Source organism: Streptomyces sp. NBC_00647 (assembly GCF_045207245.1).
Classification (GTDB): Bacteria; Actinomycetota; Actinomycetes; order Streptomycetales; family Streptomycetaceae; genus Streptomyces.
Genome location: NZ_CP109040.1, coordinates 10,030,147 through 10,049,337, shown reverse-complemented (window position 1 = coordinate 10,049,337; position 19,191 = coordinate 10,030,147). Strand labels below are relative to the sequence as shown.

The 19,191-nt window shown below is 70.6% G+C and carries 14 protein-coding genes, 1 tRNA gene and 3 pseudogenes; 12 read left to right on the top strand and 6 right to left on the bottom strand.

The genetic code is table 11. The annotated features are described in order from the left end of the window. Positions 1-44: 44 nt before the first annotated feature. Positions 45-962, top strand: a complete 918-nt coding sequence (locus OG788_RS44325; RefSeq protein WP_406376536.1) for an aminoglycoside phosphotransferase family protein — start codon at positions 45-47, stop codon at positions 960-962. Positions 963-967: 5 nt separating this feature from the next. On the opposite strand, the pseudogene OG788_RS44320 reads toward OG788_RS44325, so the two are convergent. Then, positions 968-1,105: pseudogene (locus tag OG788_RS44320) on the bottom strand (IS5/IS1182 family transposase); the annotation flags it as partial. A gap of 359 nt (positions 1,106-1,464) precedes the next feature. Further along, on the bottom strand, positions 1,465-2,655 hold the full coding sequence (locus OG788_RS44315; RefSeq protein ID WP_406376535.1) for an RNA-guided endonuclease InsQ/TnpB family protein: 1,191 nt from the start codon (positions 2,653-2,655) through the stop codon (positions 1,465-1,467). 155 nt (positions 2,656-2,810) lie between these two features. Between OG788_RS44315 and OG788_RS44310 the strand changes: the two genes are divergently transcribed. The 6 genes and pseudogenes from OG788_RS44310 to OG788_RS44285 all read left to right on the top strand — a co-directional run bounded on the left by OG788_RS44310 (position 2,811) and on the right by OG788_RS44285 (position 8,150). Then, a complete protein-coding gene (locus tag OG788_RS44310) occupies positions 2,811-3,230 on the top strand; it encodes an FKBP-type peptidyl-prolyl cis-trans isomerase (RefSeq protein WP_356756197.1) in 420 nt (139 codons plus the stop codon). A 102-nt stretch (positions 3,231-3,332) separates the two neighbouring features. Continuing rightward, positions 3,333-3,562: pseudogene (locus OG788_RS44305) on the top strand (transposase family protein); the annotation flags it as partial. A gap of 568 nt (positions 3,563-4,130) precedes the next feature. After that, positions 4,131-4,205 (top strand) — tRNA-Met (locus tag OG788_RS44300). A 502-nt stretch (positions 4,206-4,707) separates the two neighbouring features. Further along, on the top strand, positions 4,708-5,598 hold the full coding sequence (locus OG788_RS44295) for a glycoside hydrolase family 19 protein (RefSeq protein ID WP_406376534.1): 891 nt from the start codon (positions 4,708-4,710) through the stop codon (positions 5,596-5,598). Positions 5,599-6,108: 510 nt separating this feature from the next. Then, positions 6,109-7,698, top strand: a complete 1,590-nt coding sequence (locus tag OG788_RS44290) for a hypothetical protein (RefSeq protein ID WP_406376533.1) — start codon at positions 6,109-6,111, stop codon at positions 7,696-7,698. Between the two features lie 113 nt (positions 7,699-7,811). Beyond that, positions 7,812-8,150 (top strand): thioredoxin family protein, encoded by a 339-nt coding sequence (locus OG788_RS44285; protein ID WP_406376532.1) that lies wholly within the window; start codon positions 7,812-7,814, stop codon positions 8,148-8,150. Positions 8,151-8,353: 203 nt separating this feature from the next. Here OG788_RS44285 and OG788_RS44280 read toward each other — a convergent pair whose 3' ends face one another. Together OG788_RS44280 and OG788_RS44275 are read right to left on the bottom strand one after the other, a co-directional pair. Further along, a complete protein-coding gene (locus tag OG788_RS44280; RefSeq protein WP_406376531.1) occupies positions 8,354-9,214 on the bottom strand; it encodes an oxygenase MpaB family protein in 861 nt (286 codons plus the stop codon). Between the two features lies 1 nt (position 9,215). After that, entirely contained in the window at positions 9,216-10,049 is an 834-nt protein-coding gene (locus OG788_RS44275) for an oxygenase MpaB family protein (RefSeq protein WP_406376530.1), read from the bottom strand. Between the two features lie 232 nt (positions 10,050-10,281). Between OG788_RS44275 and OG788_RS44270 the strand changes: the two genes are divergently transcribed. From OG788_RS44270 to OG788_RS44255, 4 genes and pseudogenes are all read left to right on the top strand, one after another. Further along, positions 10,282-10,914 (top strand): DUF6230 family protein, encoded by a 633-nt coding sequence (locus tag OG788_RS44270; protein WP_406376529.1) that lies wholly within the window; start codon positions 10,282-10,284, stop codon positions 10,912-10,914. A 24-nt stretch (positions 10,915-10,938) separates the two neighbouring features. Continuing rightward, positions 10,939-12,483: a DUF6114 domain-containing protein gene (locus tag OG788_RS44265; protein ID WP_406376528.1), complete on the top strand. Its 1,545-nt coding sequence runs from the start codon at positions 10,939-10,941 to the stop codon at positions 12,481-12,483. A 44-nt stretch (positions 12,484-12,527) separates the two neighbouring features. Next, positions 12,528-13,397 (top strand): annotated as a pseudogene (locus tag OG788_RS44260) (oxygenase MpaB family protein); the annotation flags it as partial. A 227-nt stretch (positions 13,398-13,624) separates the two neighbouring features. Further along, entirely contained in the window at positions 13,625-15,130 is a 1,506-nt protein-coding gene (locus OG788_RS44255; RefSeq protein WP_406376527.1) for an aldehyde dehydrogenase family protein, read from the top strand. Positions 15,131-15,325: 195 nt separating this feature from the next. Here OG788_RS44255 and OG788_RS44250 read toward each other — a convergent pair whose 3' ends face one another. Then, positions 15,326-15,952 (bottom strand): TetR/AcrR family transcriptional regulator, encoded by a 627-nt coding sequence (locus OG788_RS44250; protein WP_266765378.1) that lies wholly within the window; start codon positions 15,950-15,952, stop codon positions 15,326-15,328. Between the two features lie 91 nt (positions 15,953-16,043). Between OG788_RS44250 and OG788_RS44245 the strand changes: the two genes are divergently transcribed. Continuing rightward, positions 16,044-17,183, top strand: a complete 1,140-nt coding sequence (locus OG788_RS44245; RefSeq protein ID WP_406376526.1) for an acyl-CoA dehydrogenase family protein — start codon at positions 16,044-16,046, stop codon at positions 17,181-17,183. A gap of 70 nt (positions 17,184-17,253) precedes the next feature. Here OG788_RS44245 and OG788_RS44240 read toward each other — a convergent pair whose 3' ends face one another. Next, entirely contained in the window at positions 17,254-19,107 is a 1,854-nt protein-coding gene (locus tag OG788_RS44240; protein WP_406376525.1) for an AMP-dependent synthetase/ligase, read from the bottom strand. Between the last annotated feature and the right edge of the window lie 84 nt (positions 19,108-19,191).

Here is a 19,191-nt window from a genome sequence, read left to right as displayed (position 1 = left end):
TCCCAACCGTGTTGGTGGCCCGGATCCAACTACGGTTGCTCCACGTGGAACCCACCGAGTTGGACATCACTGAGGACTTGATCCGGGATCTGCTGCGCGAGCAGCACCCCGACCTGGCTGATCGCCCGTTGAAGCTCGGAGCGCGTGGCTGGGACAACCAGGTGTGGCGGCTCGGCGACGACCTCGCCGTCCGGATGCCCTGGGCGACGCAGTCTGCGGACGCGCTGCTGCGCAAGGAACACACCTGGCTGCCCATCCTTGCCCCGCGTCTTCCTCTGCCGATCCCTGTCCCGCAGCGCCTCGGTGAGCCCTCCGAACGGTTTCCGCGGCCCTGGCTCGTCACCACCTGGGTACCGGGCGAGCCCGCCGACCGCGCCCCCGCCACGCGCGCCACGGACGCGGCCGTCACCTTGGCCGCCTTCATGACAGCCCTTCACCGCCCCGCCCCCGACGGGGCGCCCGCAGGCCGGGACCGCGGGGGACCACTGGCCGACACCGAGGAGCCCTTCACCCAAGGGCTCGCCTCAGCCGCCGAGCGCGGGCTGATTCGCGATCCGGACGCCGTCCGCGCGGTCTGGGAGGACGCCGCCGCCGCGCCCGCCTGGGCAGGCCCGAGTCTCTGGCTCCACGGCGACCTGCATCCAGCCAACGTCCTGACCACGAACGGCACCTTCTCCGGTGTGATCGACTTCGGCGATCTCTTCGCCGGCGACCCGGCCTGCGACCTCGCCGCAGCCTGGATCCTGCTGCCGGACGGCGCCGCCGACCTCTTCCACGAGACCTACCGACCGACCCCGGACACCGCGACTCTCCGGCGCGCCCGCGGCTGGGCGGTACTGCGCGCCATCGGCGGCATCCATATCGGTGACGCCGGCGTCCACGGCCGCCCCGGAGGCAAGCCCACCTGGGGCCCGCCCGCTCAGGCCTCACTGCGACGCCTCACCGCATCGGTCGACCAGTGAGCGATTCAGCGTTGCCTCTCCAGGTCGAGGACGGCTGTGGCGACGACGGTCATGCCGTTGGGGCTGATGTGGGATCTGCGGAAGATCTGCCAGGACTTCAGCCGTGCCATGACGCGCTCGACCGGAGCCCTGGCTTGGGAAAGTAGGCACTGCCTACACTCCGCCACAGGTAGACGACATCCTCCCCGATTGCATCCGGCCGGCAGGTGCTTGCGCGGTCACTCCGGGGCGCGAACCGATCGGTCCTTGGCCCGCCTCCGGGGCCCGGGGTCACCCTCCCCCGGCGCCCGCGGGGGTGTGGCTGGCTCTCGCTCCGGTACCTCCCCCGGACGCGAGAACCGTGTTCCGTGGCACGGGGTGCACATCGGAGCATGGGCATTGCCGGTAGCGTGATCGCCTGCCGCATGGAATGTCCATGTGTCCGGCCGGCCCGTGCGAGGGATTCCGGTGGCGAGCGATGGGACCGCGTTGACTTCCTCCCCCTCCTGAAGGAGGGGGATTCCTACGGCTCGCGCCGTGGGGTTTCCTGCTTCGTCGCCGCCTGCCCGCCCGGAGTGCTCCGTTGAGGTCTTACGCCAGCTCCACAGGCTGTCACCGCCAGTCCGGCGGCCAGCAGGTTCTTCGCCGCGTTCACGTCCCGGTCGTGGGTCGTGCCGCAGTCGCACGTCCAGGTACGAACATGCAACGGCATCCGCTCCCGGAGGGTGCCGCAGTTGGAGCACAGTTTGGAGGAGGGGAACCATCGGTCGACGGCGATCACCTCGCGTCCGTACCACTGGGCTTTGTACTCCAGCAGGCTCCGGAAGTCTGCCCATGCCGCGTCCGAGACGGCCCGGGCCAGGCTCCGGTTCCTGACCATGTTGCGGACACTCAGGTCCTCGATCACGAGCGTTTGATTCTCACGCACGAGTCGAGTGGTCAGCTGGTGCAGGGTGTCACGGCGGCGGTCGGCGATCCGGGCATGGATCTTCGCGACCTTGCGGCGGGCCTTGGCCCGGTTCGCCGAGCCCTTCTCCTTCTTTGCCAGTCGGCGCTGCGCTTTGGCGAGGGCGGCACGGTCGCGGCGCTCATGCCTCGGGTTGGTGATCTTCTCGCCGGTCGACAGGGTCAGCAGATGGTTCAGGCCGACGTCGATACCGACCGCCGTGTCCGTGGCGGGCAGGGGCCGGACGGACGGGTCCTCGACCAGAAGGGACACGAACCAGCGTCCGGCCGCGTCCTGGGACACGGTCACGGTCGAGGGGGTCACGCCGGCGGGCAGGGGCCTGGACCAGACGATGTCCAGCGGCTCACGCATCTTCGCGAGCGTCAGCCGGCCGTCCCGGAAACGGAACGCGCTGCTGGTGTACTCGGCGGACTTCCGCGACTTCTTCCGGGACTTGAACCGCGGGTACTTCGCCCGCCTGCCGAAGAAGTTGGTGAACGCCACCTGCAGATGCCGCAAAGCCTGCTGCAACGGAACCGACGACACCTCGTTCAGGTAGGCCAGTTCCCCGGTCTTCTTCCAGGCCGTCAGCATCGCCGAGGTCTGGTTGTAGTTCACCCGCTCCTGCCGCGTCCACGCCTCGCTACGCGCGGCCAGCGCCAGGTTGTAGACCTTCCGCACGCATCCGAACGTGCGCGACAGCTCCGCCGCCTGCGCGTCGGTGGGACAGAAGCGGTACTTGAACGCCCGCTTCACGTGAGTGGCCACGGCTCACAAACTAGCGCCAACGTCGGCGACGCATCTAACCTGCCGGTCAGAGCACTGGGATCCACCCTGACAGCGAATCCCAGCCCGCTGCCCTGCTCCGCAGGAGTCCGTTTCCTCCCCGGCCTGAAGGCCGGGGTATCCACGGAGGAGTTCCGATGAGCGAACTGACGAAGCCCGGAATCGAGGTTCCGGAGGGTGACGCGCCCACCGAGCTGACGATCCGGGACCTCGTGGTTGGGGACGGACCCGAGGCGCAGCCGGGCAGGGTCGTCCAGGTTCACTATGTAGGGGTCACGTTCGCGTCCGGAAGGGAGTTCGACTCCTCCTGGGAGCGGGACCGGCCGTTCAAGTTCGCCGTGGGCGGTGGCAGGGTCATCAAGGGCTGGGACCGAGGAGTAAGGGGAATGAAGGTCGGCGGCCGGCGCGAGATCATCGTTCCCCCGCGTCTCGGTTACGGCAAGCAGTCACCCTCTCCGTTGATCCCGGCGGGCTCGACGCTGATCTTCGTCGTGGACCTACTCACGGTCGTGGGCGGGCCCGCCGGAGCGAGGCCCGGCTCGACCGGCTCGGCCTGAACCTGGCGCTCCTGTGGGGCCGGGGACACCCTGTCGCTGCCACGTAAGGACAGCTGCACTCCTCGACAGACACCTCCTCAACCCGTGGCGCGCGAGATGACGGCCCGTCACGGCGCCGGCACCTGGGTCACCACCGGCCTCAAACCGCCACCAGGCGGAGAGCTGACCCCGACCCAGCACACCGTCACCGGGCCCTTGCCCCAGCCGGGGCTCCGGTCGAGCGCGCCATGGCACGGCTGAAGTCCTGGCAGAGCTTCCGCAGATCCCACGTCAGCCCCACCCGCATGACCGTCGTCGCCAAAGCCGTCCTCGACCTGGAGAGGCAACGCTGACAAGGCAGTGATCAAGCACCCCGTCGGGAGGTCAGCCGAGCGCGATCGAGACGTGTGCGCCGATCAGGTCGGCTACGCACGTCGACGTCGCAGGGGTGGCGACCGCCACCCGGGCAGTACGCGGACATGGCCTGAGCGGGGCGCCGGCGATGACGGCACGGGCGTGGCACCGCACCTCGACCGGCACGATCGCGTGTGTGTTGACGCCGGGCCGCGCCGCTCGGGTAAACACGGCGACCAGGATCCGCAGTGTGCCCCGGAGCCAGACGGCGCAGCCAAGCATCCGTCAACTGCCGAGGGCAACTGGGTAGGACGGAAGGTAGTTGGCTCGCGGCCGCTACCACCGCTTCGCGGGCCGTGCCGAACAGGACGCGGTCCCTCACTCGCCATGGTCTGGGAAACCGTGTACCGGTCGACTCCGTGGGCGCTCAGCAAAGGTCCTCCGTCGGCTCCCGATCCCAGGGATTCTGGCCCCTGGGACCGACGGGCGGCCGAGCGTCCATACCGCTGTGCCTTCCGGAAATCCCCTGAATCGATCACCCTTCCTGACGTAAGCTGGGTGAACCGACGCGGGGTGGAGCAGCTCGGTAGCTCGCTGGGCTCATAACCCAGAGGTCGCGTGGTTCAAATCCCGCCCCCGCTACGAACATCCGGCCCCCTGCGACGTACACGTCGCAGGGGGCCGGCTCGCGTGAAGGCGCCTCCCGAAGGCCTCTGCTCCCACAGGGACCCGGCAAGATCCCTTCGGTGCCGACCGACCAGGAGCCGCGTCCTCGCCGGTCTCTTTGCGCGGCGAGAATGCACGGCCGCTCGGCGAGGCAGGGGCGGATTTCGGCCTTTACAGCGCGATGACTTGGCCTGGGCCGAGGGCTTCACTGCCGTCGGCCCGGAGGGTGAGAACGGTGCCCGGCACGTGCAGGCGGCACCGAACCCGGTCGCCTTCCAGCTCACGGCGGTTTCCTGCCAACCTTGTTGGCATTGATTGGTCTACACCCTTGACTGGTACAGACCAAAGCGGTTGAGTGTGGCTCCACACCCCCCACCGCGGTCGCCCCCGGACTCCGCGGCGCCGGCCCTCGTCGGCGCGTGCGCACAAGGCTCCGCCTTGCCTCCGGTGCGGCCTTGCTCCGCAAAGGATTGATTCTGTGTCACACCGCCGCACGTCTTCCCTCTTGGCCGCGATTCTGATCGGCACCGCCGCGCCCGTGCTGCTGCCGGCCGCGAGCGCGTCCGCCGGATCCTGTTCGAGCTACCCGAGTTGGGTGGCCGGCAAGTCCTACGTCACCGGCACCATCGTCCGGTACACCGACGGCAAGGCCTACATCGCAGAGCACGACAACCCGGGCTACGACCCCACCATCAGCACCTGGTTCTGGGAGCCCTACGCCTGCGACGGCGGCCCGACGAACCCCTCCGACGGATTCGTCGTCTCCGAGGCGCAGTTCAACCAGATGTTCCCGAGCCGGAACGGCTTCTACACGTACAGCGGCCTCAAGGCCGCACTGAGCTCCTACCCCGGCTTCGCCAAGACCGGCAGTGACACGGTCAAGAAGCAGGAGGCCGCCGCGTTCCTCGCCAACGTCAACCACGAGACCGGCGGTCTGGTCTACGTGGTGGAGCAGAACACCGCCAACTACCCGCACTACTGCGACTGGAGCCAGTCCTACGGCTGCCCGGCCGGCCAGGCGGCGTACTACGGGCGCGGTCCGATCCAGCTCAGCTGGAACTTCAACTACAAGGCCGCGGGCGACGCCCTCGGCATCGACCTGCTGGGCAACCCCTGGCTCGTCCAGAACGACTCGGCCGTGGCCTGGAAGACCGGCCTCTGGTATTGGAACACCCAGTCCGGCCCCGGCACCATGACCCCGCACAACGCGATGGTCAACAGCGCCGGCTTCGGCCAGACCATCCGCAGCATCAACGGCTCCCTCGAGTGCGACGGCAGGAACCCCGCACAGGTCCAGAGCCGCGTCGACGCCTACCAGCGCTTCACCTCGATCCTCGGCGTCACGCCCGGAGCCAACCTCTACTGCTGAACGGCCCGGTGAAGAGGCGGTTCGACGTCACTCGGGACAGGGTCTGGTGAGACTCGCCGGCCCTTGGTGGCACTCACCGGCAAGGGCGACATGAGTCGCCGTGCGCCTGTGCATGACCAAGCCCCGCCTTCGGCCGAAGAGTTCCGACACCGCGTTCTTCGGCCGAAGGCGACACCGCACGTACTCACGTCTCGCCCGCCTCCGGCACTCCTCCCCTTCCGAGACTGCCGGAATCCGGAGGGCAGTTCGTCCGCGCGAAGCTGGTCCCCACGTCGGCGCTCCGCGCGCGAAGAAGCAGGACAGGGTCCTCGATGTCCGTGCCGCTCGTTCCGGGGCTGCGGAGGAGAACTGCCCGGCCCCATGCGGTCGAAGCCCGGAACACGGCCGAGCGCTGGAAGGGGAAGGCGCGCACCGGCACGAGCGCGACCCCAGCCTCTCCCGGATCGGCCGGCCTCGCGAGCGCCCGTGAAACGTCTCGCGCAGTCCGGACGCCCATGGGAAGATCAACAGGTGCCTTGTATACGTCGCCGGTGGGCGGCCCTGGCCGTCCTGGTCGGCATCCTGCTCTCGCCCACGGTCCCGGCCCAGGCGGCCGGCCCGGCCGTCGAGTTGAAGGTGCCGGACACGGCGTACCTGCCCGAGCGGAACGTCAGCCCCTCCGGAGGCATCCGCCTCTGGCTGGCCCCGCAGCCGGGCGCGGGCCGCGCGACGCAGTCCGATGTGACCCTGACGGTCGACGCGTCGGACCTGGAGGACATCGCCAGGCTCCGCACCCGCCGCGAGTGCGGAGACCACTCCTTTGGTTCGACCGACGTCGTCACCTGCACCCTGGGCTCGCTGACCCACGGCAAGGACAACTACCCTGACGCGATCTACATCGAGGCACTGCCGGGGGTGAGCCGCGGCAGCCACGGCACGATCCGCTACACCTTCAGTGCCCCCGGCGCCGACGACTCCATCTTCGAGACCGACGTCTGGATCGAAGGCCCCGACCTACGCGCACGCCAGGAGAAGCCCCGCAAGGGCGACACGGCCGGCGCGAGCTTCGACTTCACACCGCAGGTTCGCAACGCCGGCAGATTCCCGGCCAAGGGCTTCGGCATGCTGTTCCAGAGCTCACGCGTCACCTTCCCCGTGCAGTACAGCAATTGCCGGTACGCGCTCCAGAGCCCCGGATCCTTCGCGGACTGCTGGTTCGACGAACAACTCATGCCGGGCCAAGCGTACGAATTGGTGGAGCCCGTCGCCGTTCACGTACCGGACTCGATGGTGAACGGCAGTTTCCAGTACAAGCCATTTCTTCAGGGCATGACCGGAAATGCCGAGGAGGTCCCGGGCGCCACCGGCACCGACCCGGGCATGCGGCAGGGTACGGGTCCCGAACTGAAGGTGCGCCCCGTCGACAGCCCGGCCGGCGCCTTCGGCAAGAAGTACAGGCTCGGCGACGTCCGGCTCCACACCTCGCAGACCGCCGACCTCCAGGTGAGCGCCGACACGATCGAGGGCACGACAGGCAGCACCGCCAAGGCCACGTTCCGCCTGCACAACGCCGGACCGGGCCGCATGTCGGGCACGGCTCTGCGCGTCACCGTTCCTGAGGGCCTGAGCGTGGTGGCGCCCACTCCGCCGCCGGACCCCGACAACGAGTCGGAGTGGCAGTGGGAGTGCTACGGGCCCCAGAAGCGCGCCTATACCTGCGGCGCTTTGGGCCCTTTGGAGCCGGGTGACACCTGGCAGACGACCCTCGAGTTCCGCATCGACAGACGCGTACGCGGAGCCGAGGGACTGGTCGAAGTGATCTACGATCCCGAGCGGCCCTCGAACGATCCGAACAACTCGGACAACGCGGCGCCCATCGAAGTACGTGCCGCAGGAGGCCCGTTGGCCGAGCCGTCCGAGCCGAATCCGAAACCGAAACCGACAGCGAAACCGACAGCGAAACCAGCGGCAGCCACCGTGAAAGGCAGCGGCAACGGTGACTCCATGCTCCTGCTGGCGCTGGCGATCGGTGCGGCGATCGGTGGCGGCGCACTGGCTCTCGGACTCCGCGCGCGGGCAGCCCGTCGTGGGGCAGAACCCACCGGTCCGGACGAGAACTGACGGAGCATCCGCAAGAGACGCCGCCGACACCCTGAGCGGATGTCGGCGGTCCGTACCTCATCGCACGAGGGATGATGGGGATGGAATGACGGAACGCGAGGTCAGGAGCTTCCATGGCGAAGCGGGTTCACCAGCCCCGTGAGGACGCGGAGTTCGATTTCATCCTCGGGATGAGCGGAGTCCCGGTCCTCGCCTACTTCACCGGGACCTGGCCCAAGGCGATCGAGCACTGCCGGGCGATGGACCTCGTCGTGGGTGGCATCGCCGACGAGTACTCGGGCCGCCTGACGGTCGTCCGCGCCGACATCACGCGCTGTCCGGCCGCAACCGAGCGATACGGAATCACCGGAGCCCCGTCCTACGTCCTGCTGAAGGAGGGAGAGGCGGTGGCGCACGGCACGGGGCCCATGACCACCGCCGAGGTACGGAAGTTCCTGGACGGCCACCTCTGAGCGGGCGCCGCGGCACTGCCGCCGCCACGTCCGGCACGCAAGCCGTGGGCGTGCCGTCCGCTCTCCTACACGGGCGTCGACGTTCTGTCCTGCGACGAAGTCGGCCTGGGCCGGCGAATCGCGGCCGCGGACGCGACGGCCGGTCGAGCAGTTGGAGACGGCCCTGCGCATCGCCTCCGCCAGTGGTGCGCGCGCACTGGGGCTCAGTCTCTGCTTGGTCCCGGTGCCACATCGACGGTGGCCGCGCGGGCCGCGCGGGCTGTGGGGAGGTAGCGGAGGCGCTCGGGGAGCAGGGGGACCAGGGTGCGTACGACGGCGCCGAAGCGGCGCAGTCTGCGTTCGTCCCTCGGCGTCCACGGAACGCCGAGCCGGTCACGCGCGGCGGGCGGGAGCAGGCCGACCGTGACGAAGACGTGCAGGCGGCCCAGCGGCCGGCGCAGCAGCGGCCACAGCAGGCGCGTCGACGTGCCCGAACCGGGAGGCGGGGTGATGGGGCGGCGCGGGTCGAGCAGTTCCTGGACCACAGCGGTGCTCTCCAGTTCCTCCTGGATCATCGTGTCGAAGTAGGGCCAGAACTCCCCGGGAGTTCCCGGCATGTCGCGCTCGTTGATGCCGAGGATGGCGCCGAGTTGCAGCAGTTCGTCGTAGAGGCGGCGCTCGTCCTCGGGGGACAGTGGCCGGGACAGGTAGCGGGCGGCCCGCAGGAACACCGGGTAGGCGGTGGCGTGCACCCAGGCGTAGTAGGCGGGGGTGAGCGCGTGGTAGCTGCGGCCCCGGCTGTCGGTGCCGCTGATGGTCTTGTGCAGGCGCCGCAGGCGGCGCCCCTCCTCGATCGCCCGCTCGCCACCGTAGACCCACAACTGGAGTGATTCCAGGGAGCGTTCGGCGCGCCCCCAGGGGTCCGTGCGGAACACCGAGTGGTCGTCGACGCCCGCGCCGACCGCCGGGTGGGCGACCTGGAGGACGAGGGCGGCGGGCAGCGAGAGCAGGAGCCGTACGTCGCCCGCGATCTCCCACAGGATCGTTCCCGGGGCGAGCGGAGCGGGCTCGGTGGTGGATTTCATGTCACCTCGCCCCCAGCGGGCGCCGCGCGGCGGGATCGGTGCCCGGCCGGTGCGTGGCCCAGTAGGCGATGGCGAGCGATCCGGTGATGCGGAGCGGGGGCGGGACGAGCAGCATCAGGAACCTCACGACGCGGGCGAAGCGCCGCAGGGCGCGCTGTTGCCGCGGGCTCCAGTCGAGGTGCAGGCGGTCGCGCAGGTGGGGCGGCAGGGTACCGACGGTGACCAGCAGCGCGTAGTGGGCGGCGATCCGGGCGAAGGGCCGCCAGAGCGGGCCAGGGAGCAGGCGGAACGGCTTGGCGGGATGGGCGAGTTCGTCGACGACGTCCCGCACGGACTGGTTGTACTCCAGGCGGTTGTCGACCATGTCGTCGTAGTACGCGGTGAACGATGCCCAGTCCGGGGGCAGATGGTGGTCCTTGAGTCCCCAGACCCGTCCGACGTCCCGCATTTCGCGGTAGTACTCCTCTGTTTCCTCTTCGGTCATGCCCTTGCCGAACAGGTTCTGCGCGTCGACCGGCCCTTTGACGAGGGTCGCGTGCACCCAGTGGTAGGCCTCCGGGTTGAGGGCGTGGTAGCGGCGGCCCGCGGCGTCGGTGCCCTTCATCCCGGCGTGCACGTGGATCAGTCGCCGTGCCTCGTCGGTGGCGGCGCGCTGCCCTCCGTAGATGACGGTGCTCAGTGAGAGCACGGTGCGGATCAGGCGGGGCCAGGGTTCGGCGCGGAAGTTGCTGTGGTCCTCGACGCCGGCGCCGACGACGGGGTGCGCGACCTGGAGCAGGAGCAGCTGGGGCGCCATGAGGGTGGCGCGGGCGTCCCCGAAGTGACGCCAGGCCATTCCGCCCCGACGCGGTGCCCTCACTCTGGAGGTCGCCTCAACTCCCTTTACATATACGGGCGTTGGATCGGCCGACAGGTGCGGCAGAGCAGCCATGACGCCTCCGTTTCTCCGTTGTGTCCGGAGTATTGACGTGCTTCGTGAAACAAGTCAATAGTTTTTGTATCTTCGACTCATCGATGGCCTCCGAGAGCTCGCCACCATCGCCCCAGCCCTGCGAAAGGGACCTCCCATGAGTGACAGATACGCCCATACCTGGACGAGTACCCCGGTTGTGGGTCGTACGCACTGGAAACGCAGCGCCGTCATGTTCGTCCCCTGCACCCTGGCGGTGGGGGCACTCGGCATGGCCCTCGCCCAGGGGGCGCTCGCCGCGTCCTTCGCCGTCTCCGGCGCCGCGTTCAAGGTCTCCGCCTCGGAGATCACCGCGGAGGGGGTGTCGTCGTTCCCCTCCTCCGTCGGCGACTCCGCGAACGACGCGAAACCCGTACTGCTGGCCGCCGTCAAGAACGGCACGGTCTCCGACGTGTGCGTCTCGCTCAAGCAGAGGCTTCCGCTGGTCGGGGACATCACCATGCTGGTGCACTCGGGGGCGGACAAGCCGCTCGAAGGCAGCAATCTCGTGGTGAACGCGGACGCCCTCACCGGAGGCGGCGGCAAGGTCACCGGTGTCCAGGCCGGCCGGGACGCCTCCACTCTGACCGGTGCGCCCGGTGTCACCGGACCCAAGGGCACTTTCGGCGTCCAGGCGAGCACCGCGGTCGCCCATGACGTCGAGAGCACCGCGTACGCCGCCAACGGGGGGACCCTCACGCTGGAGAAGCTGGAGATCGAGTTCAGCCGCACCGGCAAGCAGTGCTTCTGACGGCGACGAAGGGCGGACTCGGTCATGTTCAGCTTCGTCTTCGGCTTCCTGTCGGAACTGGCGCACGAGACCGGCGACTGGTTCGACCGGATCCTGCCCGCGCCCCGGCTGCGCCGCTCCCTGCGCGGCTGGCGGCGCAGGCGTCCGTTCTGGGCGGCGGTGTGGATCATCGCGGGAGGCGTGGAGATGGTCGCCATCCCGCTGGCCCCGCTTCCCCTGATGATCAAGATCGGCGTGGGCGCCATGTCGGCCGTCGGCATCAGTCTGGTACTCATCGCGGGCGGCCTCTTCTTCCTCTTCAAGCCCGACCAGCGGATGTTCGTCTCCGTCGTCACCGCCATCGCCTCGCTGACCTCGATGGCGACGACGAACCTGGGCGGATTCGGCGTCGGCATGATGGCCGGGCTCATCGGCTCCTCGATGGCGTTCGGCTGGATGCCCGATCCGGTCCGCGAGGCGGACGGCGAGGACGGGGGCCGGCTGCCCGGTCCGTCAGGAGCCGGCCCGGGCGATGCGGCCCCGGAGGTCCATGCCGAGGCCGCCCCCGGCGCGGCGGGCCCGCCTCGGGAGGCCGGTGCCCCGAAGGGCCGGGAGGGCGCTGCCCCAAAAGCCCGTGAGGTCCGTGCCCGCTCCGGTGGCCTCCGGAGGCCCGCCCGGGGCACGGCCCTCTTCGTGGTGAGCGCGTGTGTCGCGGCGGCCGGACTCCCGGCCGCCGGCGCCGCCGCCGCTGCTCCGGGCACGGACGTTTTCCCGCTCCCCTGGCCCACCCTGACCTGGCCCCGGGAGCCCAGCCCGTCCCCCTCCCCCACGCCCTCACCCGGCCGTACCGGCTCCGCGTCCGCGCCTCCCTCTGCGGCCGGATCACCGCAGGCCACTGGAGACGCGGACGCCGACAGCCGCGACGCCCCGGACCAGAACGACGACCAGGGGACGGAAGAACGGGAGGACCGTGCCGGGGCCGTCCAGGTCACCCTCCCGTGTCTCACGGGCGTCGACACCGGGGGACTCCCCGACCCTGACCAGGAACTGGAGGAGGCCACACCCGGCGAGTCCGCCACCGACCCGGACGACCTGACCGCACTGCGCCCGCCGGTCGTGGTCGGCGACCAGCCGGGCCGTCCACGGGCCACCTATCCGATCAGCCCCGCCCATCCCGAGGTCGGTGCCGACACACTGACCGCGTACGGCGCCGTCATCCACGGCGCGACCTACCTCCCGACCGTCGGCGGCGGGCGGATGAAGGTGCTGTGGGTGCACGCCGACCGGCTGATCGCGGACAACTACGCCTTCCGCCTGGAGAGCGCGGGCCAGGTCCAGACGATCGATGTGGACCTCGACATCCCGCAGGTCGACATCTACGTCACGCAGCTCACCGGCTCCATCACCATCCCCGTCCTCGGCGTCGGCACCCCGCGCATCTGCATCGGGGCCGACATCGTCCCGGCGAACCTCCCGATCGCCGTACAGCTGCCGAAACTGTCGGTGACCGCGGTGGAGGCCGGTCAGGTGCTGGTCGACGCCGAAACCGTCAACTTCGCCGACCTGTCCGTACACAGCAAGGCCCGATAGCCCACCCGTCCGCACACAGCGGAGACCGATAGGAGACCGCCCCCATGGGCCGCTACAGCCGGCTCCACCGCATCCGGCAGATGGACCCGCAGCAGGACTACGAGGAGATCTTCCGCTGGGTCACCCAGTACGAGTTCCCCTGGGACTACCTCCAGGGCGTCTCGGTCGCCTTCCTGCGGGACTACGGCGTACCGCGCATCTCGCGGCTCCTGGACCGCACCCAGGAATTCGAGCGCGCCGGGCAGAAGCGATACGACGACACCGTGCTGATCGCTCACGAGATGGTCCGCGACGGCATGGAATCCGAGCAGGCCCGTGCCGCGGCCCGCCACCTCAACCGCATCCACGGCCGCTACCGCATACCGAACGAGGACTACCTCTATGTCCTCGCCACGACCGTGGTGGGCCCCAAACGGTGGATCGACCGGTACGGCTGGCGGGAACTGTCCGAGCAGGAGACCGAGAGCCTCGCGCTGGTGGGGCGGCGCATGGGCGAGCTGATGGGCATCACCGGCATCCCGGCCGACTATGCGGGCTTCGCCCGCCTCCACGACGCCTACGAGCAGACGATGTTCGCGTACGACCCGGCCAACCGGCGGGTCGCCGCGGCGACGCTGAGAGTCGTCACCCAGTGGTACCCGAACCTCCTGCGCCCCCTGGTGGTGCGTGCCTCGCTCGCCGTCCTCGACGAACCGCTGCTCACCGCGCTGGGCTTCCGTCCCCAGCCGCGTCCGGTCCGCGAGGCCGCCCACCGCGCCCTGCGCACCCGGGCCGCGCTGCTGCGCCACCTGCCGCCGCGGCCCGAGTGGTGGCCGTACCGGAACAAGCCCCGCAGCTATCCCTTCGGCTGGACCCTGGACGACCTCGGCCCGCACTGGGCCCACAGCAGGCCGCTTCAGCCTCTCCCCGACAAAGACCCCGCAGACACGGACACGGACACGACACCCGCACCCCGGTCGCCGGTGGACCGGCGGACGGCCTCCGAACGGACGGCGGACGAGCCGCCCGGGGCCGTCGCTCCCTCTCCGGCGGACGGACCACCGGAGACCCACGCTGCCGCCGCCCGTCCGGCGGATGAACCACCCGCAGCCGTGACACCGTCCACCCCTCCGGTGGACCGCCACACACCTCTGGAGCAGCGATGACCGAGACGGACCGAGAAACCGCGTCACCCTCCGCGACCTTCACCGTCCACGCCCCGGCGACGGGCAAGGCGCTCGCCGACCACCCGGTCCACGGACCGGCGGACGTGGCCCGCGCCGTGGAGCGGGCTCGGTCGGCCGCGACCGGCTGGGCGGCGCTGCCCGCGGCCCGGCGCCGCGACCATCTGCTGCGCTGGAAGCGGAAGCTCGCGTCCAGGCTGGACGACCTCGCGGACATGATCACGGCGGAGACCGGCAAGCCGCGCGGTGACGCGGTGCTGGAGGCGGTCCTGACGCTGGAGCACCTCACCTGGGCGGCGCGCAACGCGGGCCGCGTGCTGCGGCGGCGTGGTGTGCGCACCGGGCTGCTGGCCGCCAATCAGCGCGCCACGCTGGTTCACCGGCCGCTCGGTGTGATCGGGGTGATCGGGCCGTGGAACTACCCCCTCTACACCCCCATGGGTTCGATCGGTTACGCCTTGGCGGCGGGCAACGCCGTGGTGTTCAAGCCGTCCGAGTACACGCCGGGTACGGGTGTCCTGGTGGCCGGTCTGTTCGACCAGGCCGTTCCCGAGCACGCGGGGCTGCTCCGCGTCGTCACGGGAGCGGCGCCGACGGGCGAGGCGCTGGCCCGGTCCGGTGTCGACAAGGTGGCGTTCACCGGGTCGCCGGGAACGGCGCGCAAGGTGATGGCGGTGTGCGCCCAGTCGCTGACGCCGTTCCTCGCCGAATGCGGTGGCAAGGACGCGACCGTCGTCACCGCCGACGCGGATCTCGACGCGGCCGCCGACGCCGTCGTGTGGGGTGCGATGAGCAACGCCGGCCAGACCTGCGCGGGCGTCGAACGCGTCTACGCCGTGCGGGAGGTGCACGCCGCGCTGTGCCGCAAGGTGGTGGAGCGGGCCGGGGCGCTGAGTGTCGGCCCGGGGCCCGACTCCGCGTACGGGCCGATGACGATGCCGGGTCAGGCGGCCGTGGTCCAACGGCACGTGGACGAGGCGCTGGCGGCCGGTGGGCGCGCGCTGCTGGGCGGATCGGCGTCGGTGACCGGGGCGTACGTGACGCCGGTCGTCCTGGCCGACGTACCGGAGAACGCGGCCGCGATGAGGGAGGAGACCTTCGGACCGACGGTGGTCATCAACGCGGTGGCCGACGCGGACGAGGCGGTGCGGCGCGCCAACGCCTCTCCCTACGCGCTGGGCGCCTCGGTGTTCAGCGGCGACCGGCGCGCCGGCGCCGCGATCGCCGGCCGGCTGCGGGCCGGTGCGGTCTCCGTCAACTCCGTGCTCGGCTTCGCCGCCGTGCCCGCGCTGCCGTTCGGCGGTTCGGGGGATTCAGGTTTCGGACGCGTCCATGGCGCGGACGGGCTGCGGGCCTTCACAGCGCCTCAGTCCGTCACGGTCCAGCGCTTCGTCCCGCCGGTGAACCTGACCTCCTTCACCGCTCCGGCGGCCGCCAGGGCCCGCGCGGTCTCCTTCGCGCGGTGGCTGCACCGACGGCGCTGAGGCGCGACGCCGAGCGCGAACCGTCAGGACGCGCAGGAGGGCCTGAGGTGGCGGCACTGAGGCGCCGTGCCGAAGGCGAATCCCTGGGGCTCGCGAGCGGGGCCCGAGGTGGCCGCCTTGCGGCGCGGCGCCGGACGCGCCGTCAGACGTACGAGGAGAGAAGCGAGCCGGCGGCGGCGCGCCGGCCGCGAACCCTCAGGCGTCGAGGAGCGGGGCGAGATAGCGGCGGGCGAACGCGCGGGCCTGGTCCTCGTCCTCCATCTCGATGCAACTGGACGGGTTCAGCAGGAAGGAGACCGCGACGCGGATCATGAGTTCGGCGACGGGCCGGGGGTCGGACTCGGGGTGTCCTTCGGCCTGCTGGGCACGGCGCAGATGCGCCGTCAGGTAGTCGCAGGTGGCCGCGAGCGAGGGCCCGCCCTGGACGGTCAGATAGGGCAGTACCACCTCGGGTTCGAGGCGCAGCAGGCCGCCGAAGAGCGGGTGGGCCCTCGTGTACCGCAGGGCCACCACGAAGCCCTCGACGACCCGCTCGGCCATGGTCGGCAGGGGCGCCACCGCGGAGTCCAGCTTCTGGAAGAACCTGCTGCCCTCGCGCAGCAGGCAGGCCTCGACCAGTCCGTCCTTGCTCTGGAATCGCCGGTAGACCGTGACCCGCGAGACCCCGGCCCGTTTGGCGACGTCGTCCACCGAGGAGCGGCGCAGGCCGAAGGTCGTGAACTGCTCCAGCGCGGCGTCCAGGATGCGCCGCGCCACCTTTTCCTCGGTCTCGGGCCGGGCGATGGCCCGCGCGAGCAGGGAGTCGTTCGCAGATGTCGTCATGGTGCCCCTCACGATACCGCCACATCCACCCAAAAGAGACTATGAGACATCCCGTATTTCTTTGTAACTCACCCGGAACCCGGAGGACCCCGTGGGCACTCGACTCACCCCCGAGCAGACCGACTTCGTCGCGGCCGTCCGCGACTTCACCCAACGTGAATGCGGCACACGCGACCAGCGCGACGCACTGACCGGGAGCGGCCGTGAGCCGCACAACGCCGAGCTCTACGCCAGGCTCGCCGACTTCGGCTGGCTCGGTGTGTGCCTGCCGGAGGAGTACGGCGGTGCCGGCGGCGGGCTGGCCGATGCCTGTCTGTTCCTGGAGGAGACGTCCTACGGGATGGTCCCCGCGGGCGGCTTCATCACCACCGTCATCACCGCCAAGGCCTACGAACGGTTCGGCACGGAACGCCAGAAGGCCGAGGTGCTCGCGGGGGCGGTGCGGGGCGCGGTCCTCGCCATCGCGATGTCGGAGCCGGCGGCGGGCTCCGACGTGGGCGCACTGAGCTGCCGCGCGCGACGCGGGCCCGGCGGCGACTGGCTGATCGACGGTCAGAAGACCTGGATCTCCAACGCCCATGTGGCCGACAGCATCCTGCTCGTGGCACGCACCGGCGGGGCCAAGCACGCCGGGCTGACGATGTTCCACGTTCCGGCCGGCACGCCCGGGGTGGAGGTCCGGGGCATCGAGACCATGGGCGGCCGGGAGGTCAACGACGTCTTCTTCAGTGGCGTGCGGCTGCCCGTGGACGCCGTCGTCGGGGAGGTCGACAACGGCTGGCGGCAGCTGATGGCCGGGCTGAACTACGAGCGGCTCTTCCTGGCCGCCACCATGCTCGGTCTGGCGCGCCGCGCCTTCGACGACGCCGTCGCCTACGTCCGTGAGCGCGAACAGTTCGGCCGGCCCGTCGGCTCGTTCCAGGCGCTGCGGCACCGGATCGCCGACCTCGCCACGGAGATCGAGTGCACCCGGCTGCTGGTCCGGGAGGTGGCCGCGGACTGCGACGCCGAACCGGACCGGCTCTTCCCCCGCGAGGCGTCCATGGCCAAGCTCAAGGCCACCGAGACCGCCAAGCGGGCCGCCCTCGAAGGCATGCAGATGATGGGCGGCTACGGCTACGCCACCGAGTACGACATGGAACGCCATCTGCGGGCGGCGGTCGTCTCCACCGTCTACGGCGGCACGAGCGAGATCCAGCGGGACGTGATCGGAAAGAGCTACGGACTCTGACGGACGCGACGCGGGCGGCGGGCGCTCCCCTCCGGGGTGGAGCGCCCGCCGCCGTGATCCGCGCCCTGCGTCAGCCCTCGTACAGCTCCGTCAGCTCGGCGCCGTACTTCTCGCGGATGACCTGCCGCCGCATCTTCAGCGACGGCGTCAGCTCACCGGTCGCCGGACCCCACTCCTCGGCCAGCAGCGTGTAGTGCTTGACCTGCTCGGTGCGGTTCAGCCGGGAGTTGGCCGCGGCCACCGCACGGTCCACCTCCTCCCGTACGGCAGGATGCGCCGCCAGCGCCGCCAGGTCCGCGAGGTCGCCGCCGGTGTCGACGCCGTGGGCCGCCGCCCAGGCCGGAGCCGCCTCCGGGTCGAGGACCAGCAGCGCCACGAGGTAGGAACGGTTGTCGCCGTGAACGAGGGCCTGCCCGATCAGCGGGTGCTCCTTGAGGGCGTTCTCCACCAGGGCCGGGGAGACGTTCTTGCCCGTCGAGGTGATGATCATCTCCTTCTTGCGGTCGGTGATCCAGAGGTAGCCGTCCTCGTCCAGGCGCCCGATGTCACCGGTGCGGAGCCAGCCCTCCTCCTCCACCGCCGGCCTCACCGTGCCGTCCTCCCGCAGATAGCCCGCGAACACGGTCGCGCCCCGCACCTCGATCTCGCCGTCCACGGCGATCCGGACCTCGGCCGAGGAGACGGGCCGCCCGACCGAGCCGAGCCGGAATCCCGTGCGGGGACTGTTGGTGGTCGCCACCCCCGTGGTCTCCGTCAGCCCCCATGCATCCATGATCACGATCCCGAACCCGGCCCAGAACCGCACCACGTCGATCGGCATGGGCGCCGACGCGCTGCCCGCCCAGGTGACCCGGTCCAGACCGCCTGCCGCCAGCAGCGGCAGCAGGACTTCCGCCCGGTGCCGGGCATAGGCGGCCTGCAGTCCGGCGGGCGGATCCTCGCCCCGCTCCCGGTGGGCGACATGGTCGCGCGCCACCCGCGCGGCTTCCTCGATGACCGCCTGCTGCTCCGCCGGCAGCAGCGACAGGACGGACCGGACGGTGGCGGCGAGCTTCTCCCATACGCGCGGTACGCCGAAGAACTGGGCCGGGCGCACCTCGCGCACCGTCTCGGCGAGGCCCGCCGGATCGCGACACAGGTAGACGTGCGAGGCCCGGTGGCACGGCAGGTAGATGCCGAGCATGCGTTCCGCGATGTGCGCGAAGGGCAGGTAGCAGATGTGTTCGACGTGGGGTGGCAGCTCCACGACGTCGTCCAGTGCGAGGGCGTTGGCCAGCACGTGCCGGTGACCGAGCACCACGCCTTTGGGTTCTCCGGTGGTCCCGGAGGTGTAGACGACCGTCAGGGGGTCATCGGGCCGGGCCGTGTCCAGGGACTTCGCGAACCGCTCCGGCACGGGCTCCCGGCTGAGGGCGGCGTACGGGAAGTGGCCGTCCTGCGCCCCGGGTTCCACGACGACGAGCCGGTCCAGGGGGGTGTCGGCGTCGTCGAGCAGCGGCGCCCACAGGGCCACCTGCTCCCGTCCCTCGACGACGGCGATCCGGGCCCGGCAATTGCGGGCGATGTGGGTGACCTGTTCGGCGGCCGAGGTGCCGTAGACACTGACGGGCACGGCGCCGAGGCGGACCAGTGCCAGGTCGGACAGCCAGTGTTCGGGCCGGTTGGCCATCATGAGCAGGACGTGGTCGCCTCGGCCGACGCCGAGCGCCGCGTACCCGGCCGCGAGCCGCGTGGTGTGCTCCCGGACCTGGGACCAGGTGAGTGTGCTCCAGCCGTTCTCGCCGGTTCCGGCACCGTCCTCCGGCCGCCAGGACAGGGCGGGCAGGTCGGCGTACCGGAGGGCGTTGCGTTCCAGCAGCAGTGGCACGGTCTGTGCGGTCTGCTCCGCTGGTGGTTCCCCGGTGGTGCGCGGGGCTGTCGTCATCTAACTCGGCCTCCTGGCGGTGGGCGTGCTCGGTGTGGTGAGGGGGCGGCGACTCAGGCGTCGGTGAAGATCTCGCCTCGCTCG